This is a genomic window from Brevibacterium sp. UMB1308A (genome assembly GCF_030230605.1).
GTDB lineage: Bacteria > Actinomycetota > Actinomycetes > Actinomycetales > Brevibacteriaceae > Brevibacterium.
This window is the reverse complement of sequence record NZ_JASPDO010000006.1, coordinates 37,586-53,441: the sequence shown is the minus strand read 5'-3', so window position 1 is coordinate 53,441 and position 15,856 is coordinate 37,586. Positions and strand designations below refer to the sequence as shown.

The 15,856-nt window shown below is 57.5% G+C and carries 13 protein-coding genes; 8 read left to right on the top strand and 5 right to left on the bottom strand.

All coding sequences use genetic code 11. The features are described 5' to 3' along the window. Positions 1–42 precede the first annotated feature (42 nt). From QP868_RS04580 to QP868_RS12135, 3 genes are all read left to right on the top strand, one after another. Positions 43–3,771 carry a multifunctional oxoglutarate decarboxylase/oxoglutarate dehydrogenase thiamine pyrophosphate-binding subunit/dihydrolipoyllysine-residue succinyltransferase subunit gene (locus tag QP868_RS04580; protein WP_284925438.1) on the top strand — a complete coding sequence of 1,243 codons (3,729 nt, stop codon included), beginning with the start codon at positions 43–45 and terminating at the stop codon, positions 3,769–3,771. Further along, on the top strand, positions 3,772–4,380 hold the full coding sequence (locus QP868_RS04575; RefSeq protein WP_284925437.1) for a GDSL-type esterase/lipase family protein: 609 nt from the start codon (positions 3,772–3,774) through the stop codon (positions 4,378–4,380). It begins immediately after the preceding gene. Positions 4,381–4,465: 85 nt separating this feature from the next. After that, entirely contained in the window at positions 4,466–4,540 is a 75-nt protein-coding gene (locus tag QP868_RS12135; RefSeq protein ID WP_102238326.1) for a 50S ribosomal protein bL37, read from the top strand. Positions 4,541–4,608: 68 nt separating this feature from the next. On the opposite strand, the gene rsrA is transcribed toward QP868_RS12135, so the two are convergent. Together rsrA and QP868_RS04565 are read right to left on the bottom strand one after the other, a co-directional pair. After that, positions 4,609–4,884 (bottom strand): mycothiol system anti-sigma-R factor, encoded by a 276-nt coding sequence (rsrA, locus tag QP868_RS04570; protein ID WP_284925436.1) that lies wholly within the window; start codon positions 4,882–4,884, stop codon positions 4,609–4,611. Next, complete coding sequence (locus QP868_RS04565; RefSeq protein ID WP_284925435.1) at positions 4,881–5,510, bottom strand: sigma-70 family RNA polymerase sigma factor; 630 nt, start codon at positions 5,508–5,510, stop codon at positions 4,881–4,883. Before QP868_RS04565 ends, rsrA begins: the two co-directional genes overlap by 4 nt. A gap of 164 nt (positions 5,511–5,674) precedes the next feature. On the opposite strand from QP868_RS04565, the gene QP868_RS04560 reads away from it, so the two are divergent. The 5 genes from QP868_RS04560 to QP868_RS04540 all read left to right on the top strand — a co-directional run bounded on the left by QP868_RS04560 (position 5,675) and on the right by QP868_RS04540 (position 10,512). Then, on the top strand, positions 5,675–6,148 hold the full coding sequence (locus QP868_RS04560) for a DoxX family protein (protein ID WP_284925434.1): 474 nt from the start codon (positions 5,675–5,677) through the stop codon (positions 6,146–6,148). Between the two features lie 5 nt (positions 6,149–6,153). Beyond that, complete coding sequence (gene aroA / locus QP868_RS04555; protein WP_284925433.1) at positions 6,154–7,431, top strand: 3-phosphoshikimate 1-carboxyvinyltransferase; 1,278 nt, start codon at positions 6,154–6,156, stop codon at positions 7,429–7,431. Further along, a complete protein-coding gene (rsgA, locus tag QP868_RS04550) occupies positions 7,428–8,444 on the top strand; it encodes a ribosome small subunit-dependent GTPase A (RefSeq protein WP_284925432.1) in 1,017 nt (338 codons plus the stop codon). Before aroA ends, rsgA begins: the two co-directional genes overlap by 4 nt. Before the next feature lie 71 nt (positions 8,445–8,515). Next, positions 8,516–9,289 (top strand): histidinol-phosphatase, encoded by a 774-nt coding sequence (hisN, locus tag QP868_RS04545; protein WP_284925431.1) that lies wholly within the window; start codon positions 8,516–8,518, stop codon positions 9,287–9,289. Next, the gene (locus QP868_RS04540) at positions 9,286–10,512 is read left to right on the top strand and encodes an aminotransferase class I/II-fold pyridoxal phosphate-dependent enzyme (protein WP_284925430.1); all 1,227 of its coding nucleotides are present in this window, start codon (positions 9,286–9,288) and stop codon (positions 10,510–10,512) included. The genes hisN and QP868_RS04540 overlap by 4 nt, the downstream gene beginning before the upstream one ends. 88 nt (positions 10,513–10,600) lie before the next feature. On the opposite strand, the gene QP868_RS04535 is transcribed toward QP868_RS04540, so the two are convergent. The 3 genes from QP868_RS04535 to QP868_RS04525 form a co-directional block, all read right to left on the bottom strand. Further along, the gene (locus QP868_RS04535; protein ID WP_284925429.1) at positions 10,601–11,734 is read right to left on the bottom strand and encodes an aminotransferase class V-fold PLP-dependent enzyme; all 1,134 of its coding nucleotides are present in this window, start codon (positions 11,732–11,734) and stop codon (positions 10,601–10,603) included. Positions 11,735–11,770: 36 nt separating this feature from the next. Continuing rightward, complete coding sequence (locus tag QP868_RS04530; RefSeq protein WP_284925428.1) at positions 11,771–12,247, bottom strand: GNAT family N-acetyltransferase; 477 nt, start codon at positions 12,245–12,247, stop codon at positions 11,771–11,773. Positions 12,248–12,316: 69 nt separating this feature from the next. Further along, positions 12,317–15,856: a type I restriction endonuclease gene (locus QP868_RS04525; RefSeq protein WP_284925427.1), complete on the bottom strand. Its 3,540-nt coding sequence runs from the start codon at positions 15,854–15,856 to the stop codon at positions 12,317–12,319.

Below are 15,856 nucleotides of genomic sequence, written 5' to 3'. Positions count from 1 at the left end.
ATTGAACATTGCTACGAGTTGAGGAAGAGGGCGATTCGCGCCGTGTCCGAAACAACACCTACTGATCTCGCTGGAGACTTCGGTTCCAACGAATGGCTGGTCGAAGAACTGTACGAAAAGTACAAGAACGATAAGAACTCAGTCGACAAGGAATGGTGGCCCTTCTTTGAGAAGTATGAGGGCGCGCCGGCAAGCACCTCAACAGCCTCCAAACCAAAGTCACAGTCGCAGGCTTCTGCGAACAGCAAGACTAGCGAGAAGGACTCCAAAGAAGCCCAACCTAAGGCAGAAGCAAAAACCAAGGGCGTTGAACCATCGGTCAACGAAGCGGAAACCACTAAGGCTGAGTCCAAGGTCGCTTCGCAGAAGAAGTCCTCCCCCACCCAGTCGGCTCCTAAGGCCAGCGACGAAGAGGCCGAGGACGTTGTCACTAAACTGCGCGGGCCCGCCAAGCTCATCGCAGAAAACATGGATGCCTCCCTCGAAGTTCCGACCGCCACCTCGGTGCGCGCCCTTCCCGCCAAGGCACTCATTGACAACCGCATCGTCATCAACTCCCACCTGCGTCGCACCCGTGGTGGCAAGGTGTCCTTTACTCACCTCATCGGTTTCGCGGTCATCCGTGCGCTCAAGGCTTTCCCAACCCAGAACGTGTACTACGAAATCCAGGACGGCAAGCCCGTCATGGTTCAGCCAGCTCACGTGAACTTTGGTCTAGCCATTGACATTCCCAAGAAGGACGGCACCCGTACGCTTCTGGTGCCCAACGTCAAGAAGGCCGAAACTCTCACGTTTAAGCAGTTCGTGGACGCTTATGACGACCTCGTCAACCGCGCTCGTTCCGGAAAGCTCACGGCTGACGACTTCGCGGGCACCACAGTTTCACTCACAAACCCCGGTGGCATCGGAACCGTTCACTCGGTTCCACGTCTGACCAAGGGTCAGGGCTGCATCATTGGTGTTGGTGCTATGACCTACCCAGCAGAATTCCAGGGTGCGAGCCAAGAGACCATTGACCGCTTGGGTGTTTCCAAGGTCATGCACCTCACCTCCACCTACGACCACCGCGTGATTCAGGGTGCAGGTTCCGGTGAGTTCCTCAAACTCGTCCACGAATACCTCTTGGGAGCCGACGGCTTCTACGACGAAGTCTTTGAGTCACTGCGCCTGCCATACGAACCAGTTCGCTGGCAGCCTGACGTTCACACCGGCGACCAAGACGACGTTTCGAAGGCTTCACGCGTCATCGAACTGATCGATGCCTACCGCACCCGCGGTCACCTCATGGCCAACACCGACCCACTGGTGTACCGCCAGCGTAGCCACCCAGACCTCGACATCAACAACCACGACCTCACCCTGTGGGACTTGGAACGTAAGTTCTCCACAGGTGGACTTGGCGATGGTTCACAGATGCGCTTGCGCGACATTCTGGGTATCCTGCGTGACTCGTACTGCCGTACAACCGGCTACGAATACATGCACATCGCTGACCCTGAACAGCGCCGTTGGTTCCAGAAGAGGCTCGAAGTTCCACTGCAGGAACTCAGCCGTGCTGAACAGGGCCACATCCTGGGTCGCCTCAACGCATCTGAGGCGTTCGAAACGTTCCTGCAGACCAAGTACATCGGTCAGAAGCGCTTCTCGCTCGAAGGTGGCGAATCCACCATCGTGTTCCTCGACGAGGTTCTCAACCGTGCAGCTGACTCCGGCATGCAGGAAGTCACGATCGGTATGGCCCACCGTGGTCGCCTGAACGTTCTGACCAACATCGCTGGAAAGAGCTACACTCAGATCTTCCGCGAGTTCGACGGAACTCAGTCACCTGATTCCTTCCAGGGCTCCGGTGACGTGAAGTACCACTTGGGCATGGAAGGCTCTTTCACTTCGCCTGACGGCAACACCACCAAGGTGTCCGTGGCTGCTAACCCCAGCCACCTCGAGACCGTCAACCCGGTTCTTGAAGGAATCACCCGCGCTAAGCAGGACGTGTCGTCCGGTGACACTCAGGACTTCTCGATCCTGCCGGTGTTGGTCCACGGTGACGCCGCATTCGCCGGCCAGGGCGTTGTGTACGAAACCCTGAACCTGTCCGAACTGCGTGGATATACCACGGGTGGAACCATTCACGTGGTCATCAACAACCAGGTTGGGTTCACCACGCCTCCGGCTTCGTCGCGTTCGTCGTACTACTGCACCGACGTTGCCAAGGCGATTTCGGCACCTGTCATCCACGTCAACGGTGATGACCCTGAAGCGGTGTACCACGCAGCGCAGCTCGCATTTGACTACCGCCAGGAATTCAACCGCGACATCGTGATCGACCTCGTGTGCTACCGTCGCCGCGGTCACAACGAAGGTGACGACCCATCGATGACCCAGCCGGTCATGTACTCGCTGATCGAAAAGAAGATGTCGGTACGTAAGCTCTACACAGACTCGCTGGTGGGACGCGGTTGCATCTCCACGGAAGAAGCCGCCGAGGTAGTTAAGGACTACCAGAACAAGCTCGAGGCAGCGTTCGCTGAGACCAAGGAAGCTGAGAAGGGAGCTTCCGACAACCTCGGCGTGACCAAACCGTGGGAGCGCCCAGACGACCTTGAGTCCGACTCCACGTTCGAAACTGCTGTCCCAGCGTCAGTGCTGGAGCGCATCGGTGATGCTCACACTGAAGTTCCCGAAGGCTTCAATGTGCACAAGAAGCTCCGTAGCCTTCTGGAAAAGCGCAAGGAAATGTCGCGTTCAGGTGGCATCGACTGGGGCTTTGCCGAACTGTTGGCATTCGGTTCGCTTCTGATGGAAGACGTTCCGGTTCGCCTGGCAGGTCAGGACTCACGTCGTGGAACCTTCACGCAGCGTCAAGCGGTCCTCATCGACCACGAAAACGACAACGAGTGGACTCCGCTGGCTAACCTCACCGACAACCAGGCCAAGTTCTGGGTGTTCAACTCGCTCCTGTCCGAATACGCGGCGATGGGCTTCGAGTACGGTTACGCCGTGGAACGCGCCAACGCTCTGGTGCTGTGGGAGGCCCAGTTCGGTGACTTCGCACAGGGCGCTCAGTCGGTCATTGACGAGTTCATCTCGAGTTCGGAACAGAAGTGGGGACAGACTTCCGGCATTGTCCTGCTTCTCCCTCACGGTTACGAAGGCCAGGGACCTGACCACTCGTCAGCGCGTATTGAGCGTTTCTTGCAGCTGTGCGCTGAAGCCAACATGACAGTTGCGTACCCGTCCAACGGTGCTTCGTACTTCCACCTGTTGCGTCGCCACGCACACGCTGAAGTCAAGCGTCCTCTCGTGGTCTTCACGCCTAAGTCGATGCTTCGTCTCAAGGCTGCGGCTACGGATGTTGAGCAGTTCACCTCCGGTGGCTTCGAACCGATCATTCCGGACACGTCAGTCGACGCGAAGAACGTCAAGCGTGTCGTGTTGGTTGCTGGAAAGCTGTACTGGGACCTGTTGGCCAAGCGTCAGAAGCTGGAAGACACCACCACTGCTTTGGTGCGCGTCGAACAGCTGTACCCGCTCGAAGTTGACGCGCTCAACGAAGTTTTGGGCATGTACCCTGAGGACGCGCAACTGGTCTGGGCTCAGGAAGAACCTGAAAACCAGGGTGCTTGGCCGTTCATGCACTACAAGTTCTCGCAGCTGTTGTCAGACCGCAAGGTCGAGGTTGTGTGCCGTAAGGCGTCTGCCTCACCTTCAACTGGTCTGAAGAAGCAGCACGACGTTGAACAGGCTGATGTGATCGAACGGACTTTCAAGTAAGTGACGTTGAAGAAAACTACTATTGTCGTGGCCGGTGACGAACTTGTCGCCGGCCACGGCGATGCTCGGAGTCTTGGGTGGGCCGGAAGGGTCGCCGTGCGCACGCACCCGTCTTTGGCCAACGCTGAGTTTTATACTCTTGCTGTTCCGCAGGAAGACACGGGTGCTTTCGCGCAGCGAGCTTTTGCGGAAGCTTCGCTTCGGTTTAGCGACGGTGGGATTAACCGTTTGGTTCTCGCTCCCGGCTCACGTGATGTGGATGCGGGGCTTTCGACGGCTCGGTCGCGTTTGAATCTTGCCAATGTGTTGGATGAGGCTCTTGCCGCCGAGGTGTCAACCTTTGTCGTGGGCCCCACTCCTGGCCGCAGTGAGAGCCGGAATGAAAAGGTCGCGCAGTTGTCTACGGGATTTGCCGATGTGGCTCACCGCCGTGCAGTTCCGTACGTCGATTGTTTTTCTCCGTTGAAATCCCATCCGGTGTGGCAGCGTGATCTTGCTTCCAGCTCCCGCGAGCTTCCCGCACAAGAGGGTTATGGGCTCATCGCGTGGCTTGTGCTCAACCGTGGATGGTTTGACTGGTTGGGCGTTCACAACGTCATGGAAGGCTAGCCCACACTGCCGTGCGTCCATCCAGGATTGTTGAAGTGGTGTCCCCTCTATGGAAAAATAGGGTGGTCTAGTAAAGGAGAGATAGATGAGCAAGCGTGCACGCAAGCGTCGCGACCGTAAGCGCAACAAGGCGAACCACGGCAAGCGTCCAAACGCATAAAGACATAAAGGATGGGGCAGGTTGAAACACCTGCCCCATCCTTTTGTTCGCGGCTTGGCGCGCTCCGGTTACTCGCGGTGATACGTAATGCGCGTGCGTTCTACCGTGATACGAGCACGAATTCGTTCAGCAAGATCCTGCGGCGCTTGTTCTTGGCAACACGACCGGCGCACAAGCTCCTTCATGAGCGCTTCGATCTTGTATTCACGTTCACATTCCGGGCAACACTGTAAGTGCTCTTTTATGGCGAGGATCGCTTCGTCGTTCGCCTCACCGTCGAGAAACGCGTAGATCCGTTCAAGCGACTCTAGTCGGCTTTGCGACCAGGACGTTTCGCGTGTCATGAACCTACCCCCTCTCCAAATCCTCGTTCAGCAGCGTAATCAGCCAGCATTTCGCGCAACTGGCGACGACCTCGGTGCAGGCGCGACATCACAGTCCCCATGGGTGTGTCCATAATCTGGGAGATCTCCTTGTACGGGAGACCTTCCACATCCGCGTAGTACACAACCATGCGGAAGTCGTCCGGAAGTGCTTGCAACGCTTCTTTAATATCAGAGTCTGGGATCCGCTCAAGCGCCTCAATCTCAGCTGACTTACCTTCAGAAGACGTGTGGTTCGCAGCCCGGGCGATCTGCCAGTCCTCGATGGTGTCTCCACTGGATTCTTGAGGCTGACGCTGCTTCTTTCGATACGAATTAATAAAGGTGTTCGTCAAGATGCGGTACAGCCAGGCTTTGAGGTTGGTTCCCGGCTGGTACTGGTGAAACGCGGCATACGCTTTGAGATACGCCTCTTGAACCAAATCTTCAGCATCTGCCGGGTTACGCGTCATCCGCAGGGCAGCGGCGTAGAGCTGATTGACGTATTCAAGTGCCTCGTTTTCAAAACGCGCACGACGTTCGTCTTCCGTTTCCGTTGTGAGATCAACGTCGTTGTCGCTGGGAGCACTCATAGTATTTTTCTCCATCAGCTCCCAGTCTACTAAGGTCGCCGTCACTGTCACCTCGCTTGGAGTATCCCGCGTATGGGTTTGTCCGACGCTTTGTACGTATCTGTTACAACCGTTTTGCTTTCCTGGTTATTCCCCGCGCTATGCTGAACGTAGCGATTCCAATCGGAAAGGTTGTTTCTGTGTCACTTGTAAGGTTGATTGCTCGCCCAATGTTGGCTTCCGCATACATCGCCAACGGACTCGTCCGCGTAAAAAACCCCGACGTAGCTGCAAGCTCTGTTCAGCCCATTTCAGCACTTGCCAAGAAAAAGCTTGACGTTGACGTCGACCCCGCACTCATTGCCCGCGCGACTGGGGTTGCACAGGTGACCGCCGGTTCTCTTCTAGCGATCGGCAAATTCCCACGCCTGTCCTCCAGCATCCTCGTGACCACATACCTGGTCGAGGTCGTCGGACAGCAACTCAACAAAGAAACCCGCTCCACTGACGGCCTTTTGGCAAAGACCGCGATTCTTGGTGGTGCCCTCCTCGCCTCGGTCGATACCGCCGGTAAGCCAGGCCTCGCATGGCGCGCACAGCACGCAGCCGAAGACCTGTGGCGCGAAGTCGAACGCACCTCGGCGAAGGCTGTCGACGCAGTTTCCCCCAACTGATAGCGGTGGTAAACCGCACTCACTGGCCCGTTCCGCGTGCGACTGCACCGGTGCGGGCCACCTGCGATGTACCTGGGTCCAAGTCGCTGACGAACCGTTACTTTGTGCTTGCGGCCCTTGCTGATGCTCCGTCCATTGTGCGCGCGCCTTTGGTTTCGCGAGACACCGAACTCATGATGCGCGCGCTTGACGCGCTGGGGGCAACTTTCACGCCACACGGCAACGATATAAGCGTCGAACCCATCATGGGTGGTGACAACAGCGGCAGTGCTGCCACGATCGACTGCGGTCTAGCTGGCACGGTGATGCGCTTTGTGCCCCCAGTTGTTTTGGCAACAGGCGCCCGCGCTCACTTTGACGGCGACCCTCAAGCGCGCGTGCGCCCTATGCAGACTATCCTCGATGCACTCGCGGACCTGGGTGCCACGGTGGATTCGGAAGACGGTTTCCTTCCGTTTTCGATCACGACCGGTGACCACGTAGGCAACACTGTCACCATCGATGCCTCCCAATCTTCCCAGTTCGTCTCAGGGCTCTTACTATCCGCGGCCCGGTTCCCGGACGGGCTCACTGTTAAGCACCTCGGCGAGTCAGTTCCCTCAAAGCCACATATCGACATGACGATCGCCACACTCAAGCAGTACGGCGTAGAGGTCACACAGCCTGATCCCACAACCTGGATTGTGGAACCCGGGGCCATTCAGGCTACCGATGTCACCGTGGAGCCAGACCTGTCTAACGCGGCCACGTTCTTGGGTGTGCCGCTTATTGCGGGCGGTTCTGTCACGGTTCCGCACTGGCCGGAGCGCACGGATCAAGCCGGACACGCGTTTATGGACATTGCGCGGGCGTTTGGTGGCACCTCGGAGCTCACCCCCGCAGGTCTTACCGTCACAGGCTCAGGCGCCGTGCAACCGGTTGACCTTGACCTTTCCCAAGTAGGTGAACTTACCCCTGTGGTCGCTGCCATTGCCGCACACGCGCACGGTACGTCGCACCTGCGTGGAATCGGGCACTTGCGCGGCCACGAAACCGACCGCCTCACCGCCCTGGCAACCGAACTCACCAAGGCCGGAGCGCAGGTGGAAGAAGGACCCGACTACCTCACCATCACCTCACCGGTTTCCACGGGCTGTACGTGGAGCAGCTACGCCGATCACCGCATGGTCATGGCGGGCGCCCTTGTGGGACTCACACAAGATGTCACCATCGAAGACCCCGACACTGTGGCCAAGACCCTGCCCCAGTTCACTGACATGTTCGAGCGTGTGGTGAGTACGTGAGTCGGTACTCTCACTTCACAGAAGAGGACTACCGGCCGCGCCCCAACCGTCGTGGGTCCCGGCCCCGCACTAAGGACCGGCCAGATTACTCTGACGCCCAGGTGGGGTTCGTATTTTCTGTCGACCGAGGTCGTTACCGCCTCGCCCTGCCAGACGGCACCCGCGTAACAGGAGTGCGAGCCTCCCACCTCCGTCGCCGGCCCATAGTCCCCGGTGACAGGGTACGGGTGGTGGGTGACACCTCGGGCGCGGAAGGAACCTTAGCAAGGATTGTGGAGATTGAACCCCGCTCTACGGTTTTGCGACGCACAGCCGATGACACCGACCTCACCGAGCGGGTCTTGGTAGCCAACGCCGATCAACTGGTGATCGTGACGGCGACTGCGGACCCGGACCCGTCGGAAGGGCTCATCGACCGCACACTCATTGCCGCCTTTGACGCAGGAATCAGGCCCATTCTGGCGATTACCAAACTTGATTTGAAGCCGGCTGACACGTTGCGCGAACGCTTCGCTCACAGTGGCGTGCAGATCGTTGAGTGCGGATTTGACGATCATGGGCAGCCTCGTGTGGATCAGCTACGCGGGCTTTTGGACGGTCACGTCAGTGTGCTGGTGGGGCACTCAGGGGTTGGAAAGTCAACGTTGATGAACGCGCTTATTCCCCATGTGAGTCGCGCCACTGGGTCGGTGAACGAAGTGACGGGTAGGGGGCGGCACACGTCTTCATCGGCCTTGGGAGTCGAACTTCCTGACGGTGGCTGGCTCATTGACACCCCTGGTGTGCGCAGTTTTGGTCTCGCACACGTCACCCCAGAAACTGTTCTGAGCGCGTTCGAAGAGCTGGTCCCTGCAACCGCTGACTGCCCCCGTGGCTGTTCTCACACTGAGGACTCCCCCGGTTGCGCGCTCGACGCATGGGTTACAAATGGTAAAGCTGGAGATGCTGGCCCCGACCGGCTCAACTCGCTCAGACGGCTACTGACAAACCTGGCTTCTGCACCACAGTACTGACTGTTGTGTTGGCGCTGTGCTAGCTCGATGCTGGCTTCGGTGTTGAGGCCACCGCACCACGTGGAGGACCCGTGAAAGATCTTGATCTTGCGATCGCTCTTGCCGACGCGGCAGATCACCTGACACTTGATTCGTTTTATAACCGCGACTTCACCGTGGACACAAAACCCGATATGACACCGGTGACCACAGTGGACCGGGCGGTTGAAGAAAAGCTCCGTGAGTTGCTCGCCCTGCACGCTCCTGACGATGCGATCGTGGGCGAAGAGTTCGAACCCACCACCGGCACAGGCACCCGCCAGTGGATTATTGACCCAATCGACGGGACGAAGAACTTTGTGCGAGGCGTGCCCGTGTACGCGACCCTGATCTCACTTTATGACGGTGAAACTCCCCTGCTTGGAGTTGTGAGCGCCCCGGCGATGAACCGCAGATGGTGGGCAAGTAAGGGCGAAGGCGCCTGGACCACGGTGGCACACGACCCGGCTCCCGTACAGATTCACGTGTCGCACGTGTCAAAGCTGGAAGACGCGTCGTTTTCCTACGCATCCCTGGGCGGGTGGAAAGACCTGGGCAAACGTGACGCCCTGCTTGAACTGTGTGACACAGTGTGGCGAACCCGCGCCTACGGGGACTTCTGGTCATATATGTTGGTCGCTGAAGGCGCGGTAGACATCGCTGCTGAACCGGAACTGGAAATCTATGACATGGGCGCCCTGGTTCCCATTGTGACCGAGGCCGGTGGCACATTCACCAGCCTCAACGGAAAGACTGGCCCGTTTGACGGCAATGCGCTCGCCTCCAACGGGCTCGTGCACAGTAGCGCACTGGAGTTGCTTTCGTGAACGAACAGACTCTGCCTTACCGGGTGAGTGAAGCAGCGGGGCTTCTGGATGCCCAGGGCAATATCCGCGGCACGGTGTTTGGCGAGATGAGCACATTGGCCGCGCAGCACGGTGCGATTAACCTGGGGCAAGGGGCACCGTCGAGCCCTACCCCTGACTTCCTCATCGACGACGTCGCTCACTTCATGCGAGCTGGCATGAACCAGTACGCACCGCCAACCGGGGTGCCGGAACTGCTTGACGCGATCGTGGCTCAGCGTTCCCGCCGGTACAACCACACTGTCACCCGGGACCATGTATTGGTGACGGTGGGCGCCACGGAGGCTCTCACCTCAGCGATTATGGCCCTGGTGCCCGCTGGCGGAGTTTTGCTGACCTTTGAACCGTTCTACGACTCCTACGCGGCGGCCTGCGAGATGGCCGGGGCGCGGTTGGTGACCGTACCGCTGGTCTTTGACGGGGCGGTGTGGCAGCCGGACTGGGACGCATTTGAGGCTGCGGTGAGCTCTGCCGATGCGGTGTTGCTGAACACCCCTCACAACCCCACGGGAATGGTGTTGGGCCGAAACGACATAGTCCGGGTGTTTCAGGCGTGTGAGGACGCAGACGCGTGGCTCATTACCGACGAAGTGTACGAATACCTGGTGTTTGACCCAGCTGAGCACGTGTCGGTGGCAGCGCTGTTCCCGGATTCGCACCGGATTGTCACGGTGTCGTCTGCTGGTAAAACGTTCAATGTGACTGGGTGGAAGATCGGCTGGCTCGTAGCGCACCCGCAGGTTCGGCAGCACCTTCAGGCGCTTAAGCAGTTCTTTTCGTACACGTCGGGCACCCCACTTCAGCCGGCAATCGCACGGGCGCTGGGCGAGCATGAGGATTTCGCCCAGCAGAACCGTGCCGGGTTGAAGCGGTGCCGGGATGTGCTCATGGAGTCTTTGGAGCGCGTGCCAGGGATTACGTTCAATGTCCCGGCTGCCGGTTATTTCACTGTGGTGGATTTTGCTGAGGTCACCACGCGTGATTCGCACGCGCTGAATGAGCTTCTCACCACCGAGTTTGGGTTCACGGGGATTCCGGTGAACCGTTTGTGCCGGGCGGGCTCCCCGGTGGCACAGCGTTTGGAGCACGCGTTGCGTTTGTCGTTTTGTAAAACGGAAGACGAAATGCGCGAGGTGGCCACTCGCATTGACCGCCTCGCGCAGAACATGGACACGTTGAAGTAGGTGGCGGGGCAGGCCGTGGTTGGGGTGTTACCCCGGCTGAGGCTGGTTACACCGGTCGAGGCCGAACCCGCCCCCGCTTTCGTTGTGGTTACTGGTTTTCGTCCAGCACAGCGTCGAGTGCTGTAGTGAAACGTTCTACTGCCGCGTCGACGTCAGCCCACTTGTCTAGGCCGAACAGGCCAATCCGGAACGTCTTCATGTCCGCTGGTTCGTCCACCTGGAGTGGTACTCCCCCGGCGACCTGCACACCGGCGCGTGCAAAAGCAGGCACAATGTCGTCGCGGTCGGTGTTGACAACAACGACGGTTGGGGATTCGAACCCGGGTGCAGCAACGGAGGTGAAACCGCGTTCGGTGAGTGCTTCACGGATCCGCGTCCCGAGGTCGTTCTGGCGTTCGCGCAGCACGTCCAGTCCGGCGTCTAGGGCTTCTTTCATGAGGCCCAGGTTGTGTTGGATGGTGTCGGTGGGCATGGTGGCGTGGTAGCCGTGTGCGCCGGTGACATAGCCGTCACAGATGTTGGTCCACTTTTTCAGGTCCAGTGCGAAGCTCGAGGTTTCGGTGGAGTCGAGGCGTTCGCGTGCCGCCTCTGAGAACATGACATACCCGCATGCAGGAGAGCCGCTCCACCCTTTTTGGGGTGCGCTGACCAGGATGTCTACGCCTGATTCTTCCATGTTGATCCACAGTGGACCGGAGGCTACGCAGTCAAGAACAAACAGTCCGCCTACGCTGTGCGTTGCGTCGGCCAGGGCACGCACGTAGTCATCAGGCAGGACCATGCCTGCGGCGGTTTCCACGTGGGGTGCAAATACCAGGTCGGGTGCTGTGTCTTGAAAGTGAGCCACCACCTGGTCGATGGGTGCTGGCGCGAACTGGTGGTTGCCCACGTGCTGGGCTTTGAGGACATCATGACCCGCAGGGATCTTGCCGGCATCAAAAATCTGTGACCAGCGGTAGGAAAAGAGCCCGTTTCGCACAACCAAAACGTTTTTGTCATTGGCGAACTGGCGGGCTACAGATTCCATGGCATATGAACCACCGCCAGGGACCACAGTTGCCGTGTGAGCGTTATACGTCGAACGCAGGATCTGCAGGGTTTCCTGCATGACGTTCACAAAGCGTTTGGACATGTGGTTTAGCGACCGGTCGGTGAACACGACCGAGTATTCGAGAAGGCCACCGGGGTCGACATCTGGGCGAGGCAGTTCATTAGCAGTCATGACATTCACAATAGTCGTTTATTTCAGTAAAGGAATTTAGGCAAACTTCCGGACCATGTATGCGGCTTCACGACCGTCGGGTAGGCGGTCGATCTCGCCGGTCATGCGGAAACCTGAACGGAGGTATGCGCCAATTGCCCGCTGGTTTTCTTCAAAAACTCGTAGTTGGATTTCCGTGTATCCCGCGCGCTGGGCTTCTGTGAAGACCGCGTTCGTTAGTGCGTCTACGGCACCGTGGCCACGGTGTGCAGGGTGTACCCACGTGCCGCCGAGGTCGGCGTAACCGTCCCTGACCGTGAAGGTTGCGAATCCAATGTCGTGTCCCTGCTTTACACACATGAAGATGGTGAGCGTTTGGAGGCGTTGCCGCCATTTTGCTTCGTCTACCTGAGATTCGCGCTCATATGATCCGCTAAAAGCTGCCGGGGCGTCTTTGAGCGATGCGAGGCGAATTGCACGCACACGGGACCAATCATCCGGTGTCACGCGGACTATGGAGTGAGCTTGAGCCATGTTAACTCCCGGGGGATTCTCGATGGGTGCGTCTGTAGTCTTCACGGGAACGCGAAAGCCCGCAACTTCTTAATAGCGCTTAACCGCGTACATCACGACACCTTGGTAAAGCTCCCCGTCCACAGGTAGTGAATGTTTCAAGAACTCGGCGCGTAGAGTCTCGAACACGTTGGAGTTTCCACGCTTCACCAGCGCGTCATCCAGCACTCGCGCTAAGTGTGCTTCAACGCGGTTGCTTCCGGCATGCATGCGCATCACATCGAGTAGTTCTTCGACACGACGCGTAGCTGGTGACTCTTCTGAGCGTTCCTCAGTGTCATTGATCAGAGCGTTGTCAGGAACTTTGATCCCGCGTACTTTGTCTTCCATTGCGGCCACGGCTAAGCGTGACATGGCAGCAGTCAGCACGTTCAGTGCATCGTCGCCTCCGAGCATGAGGTTAGTGAACTTCTCATGCTGAGTGCCCGCCCCAAGAATTGCGGATAGTACTTTTTCACGCAGTCTCGAAGACTTTGCCAGGGTGTCTTGTGGGTTCTTAGTTGCGAGCATCTCCACTTCTTCGTCATTTGCCAGTGCTTCCCACACTGCGTGGACCATGCGGGTGTTCGCGGAGTTCGACATGTCAATTCCCGCTGCAGAAAACAACTCGTTGACTTCCTCTACTGCTTTGCGGAATGCTCCTTGCAAGGGATCGGAGGCGCCACCTGATGAGATGCGCCCGTCAAAGCCGGGAACAGGTAGCGGAGTCTGCGCGTCTTCGATGTTCAGCTCGAGTTTCGTCCCTTTTTCCACATCACCTGTGACTGCAGATTTCACCACGTCAACGCCGGTGATGTAATCCTCTTCGCGCGTTTTCTTACCAAGTTTGAGGTTGCGCACCAGGACGTCCGCAAAAACGGCTCGCTTGTGTAGGGTCACGTCCTGGAAGTCGATGAACTGGCTGAGGAAGTCCCACGCGTGGACATACTTTTTTAGGTTCGTGCGGAAGTCCGTCGCTACGACCTCGTTGTCCTTATTTCCACTCACCACTCCTTCGGTGTAGAAGTCGGCCCAGCGGGTGACAATTGGGTCAATCCCGGCCCGGATCAAGGAGTCTTTTTTCTTCACGTCTACGTCCGGGTCCATGACCACGTTGGCTAGGGCTTCCATCTCTTCAATGTCGTAGAACTGAGACGTGTCCAGTACTCGCGCGAGATCAGTGAGCACGTCCGGGTCCACATCGGTGTCGATCGACGCCTGCGAGTAGTACGGTTGGAACGCATGCAGGATCGATTCGGGGTCGTTAATAAAGTCGACCACGAATGTTTTGGACTTGTTTTTGGACGACATGGTCCTGTTTAAGCGTGAAAGCGTCTGCACCGCTAAAACACCGGAAAGTGGTTTGTCCACATACATGGCAGACAGCCGAGGCTCATCGAAACCGGTTTGGTACTTGTTTGCCACGATGAGGAACTTGTACGAAGCTCCGTCAAACATCTTGGTGGTTTCCATCCGGCGCTTACCATCAGGCGCGTTCTCGTTATTCAGGGAAGATTCTGTGACAATCTCTTCGACATCTTCATCCTTGGACACATCGAGTGAGCCAGAAAACGCCACGAGTGCTTCTAATCCTTGGTACGTGGCGTTGGACTTAATCACATCCTGGACCGCTCTAAACCAGGTGTAGGCACTCATTCGGTCGTCACAGACCACCATTGCTTTCGCTGTTGAACCAAGCAGGTTGCGTACGTTGTTGTTAAAGTGCTCAACGGCTACTTCAGCTTTTGAATGGATCGTTTTTTCATGTGAGCGGACAAACTTTTTGAGTGCAGATTTTGCTTCCCCAAGGACCACTTCATCTTCTCGACCAAGTTTGTCCTCAATTTTTGCGTAGAGCGAGAGTGATATGTAGTTCTGAAGCACATCTAGGATGAACTTCTCATCAATAGCCTGCGCCATGGAATACAGGTCAAACGCCACTCGTGTTTCCGGGTTGTCCGGTGAGCGTTCTCCGAACACGGCAAGGGTCTTCGCTTTGGGGGTGGCGGTCAGAGCCACAATAGTGACGTTGGATGAGCGCGCTACAGCGGAGTCACGCTGCTGTTGCAAGCGGTCTTTATCAGCGCGAGTGAGTCTTGCTGCCGAGGTGGTGGTCAGTGTTTCGTTGTGCGTCTCCTCCCCTCCGTCGGTATCTTTCCCGCCTTCTATGTCAGCAGCCGCGCGTGATGCTGCTTCTGCGATTTCATCAGGCGTATCTGAAAGTGTTTCCAGCAGTGTGCGTGAGGCCTTGCCGTGCTGTGAGGAGTGTGCTTCGTCGATGATGACAAGCCAGCGACGGTTTCGTAGTTTTGGCGAACGGTCGATCGTTTGTGCCAGTGCGGGGAAGGTCTGAAGCGTGCAGGACAGAATGCGTTTGCCTTGGGTGAGGTAGTGGTTCAGGTTTTCGGACTTGGAGGTGTCATCGTTGGTGATATTGATGACCATGCCTTCAGATGCTTGAAGTAGTGAAAGCCCGTCTGCCACGTTTTTGTCGAGCACGGTACGGTCGGTGACCACGATGACGCAGTCAAACAGTTTCGTGCCGTCACTATGGATCATCTTGTTGGCACGGTGTGCCAACCACGCAATCGTTTTGGTCTTGCCGGATCCGGCCGAGTGCTGGATGAGGTAGCGCCTGCCGGTGCCGTTGACTGCAACGTCGCTGGTGACTCGCTCCACGGAGCGCAGTTGGTGAAAGCGGGGGAAGATCAGGCGTCCTTCGTTACCTTTAGTTGAGGGTTCCCACAGGGCGTAGTCCTTGAGGATGCGCAAGAGCAGGTCCGGTGAGCACACCCATTCCCACAGGTAGGACACGTTGTAACCGTTGGGGTTGTCTGGGTTACCAGCTCGCCCGTCTTCGGTTCCTTGGTTAAACGGAAGGAATACGGTGTTGGCACCGTTGAGTTCCGTGGTCATCATGACTTCGCGGGAGGACACGGCAAAGTGGACAAGGCAGCGTCCGGGGTTGAGTAGTGGGCGTTTGGATCGGTGCGGCTTGCGGTCGTGTTTGTATTGGAGGACTGCATCTTCAATGGACTGAGTGTTGTCCGTTTTCAGTTCCATTGTGATGACGGGGATACCGTTAACCAGGAGAACCAGGTCAATTTCGCCCCCGTCACCTTTTTCGAAGTGGACTTGTTGGAGCACACGTAAGCGGTTGTGTGTGGCTTTCTCGATCACATCTGTTTTCGCGGGATCGTATGGAAAGAACCCTGCCATGTCTGGGAAGTTCACGGTGCCGAGGTCGGCTTGGGTAAACGAGAAACCGTCGCGCAGAGTGCCCAAGAGTCCGCCGTTGACCTTTTTGGTGATGCCGTCAAGGATCGGCGTGTAGTCGAGTTCTTTTGTCAGACGGGTGAGGAGTTTTCGTTCACGGGACTGGCGTTCGGTGTCATTGGCAGTGGGTGGAATTGCGCGTTCGTATTGCTCTGGGTGCTGCGTTTTCAACCAGTGCAACACATCTTCTGGGAACAGCCCCAGCTCAGGGTCGAACCCAACGTCATTAGCGCCTTCGTTCCAAATCCAGCCTTGAGAGTTGAGGGACCGGCAAATGGTTAGCTCCATCGCTTCCTCAAGAATCGGATTGACCAT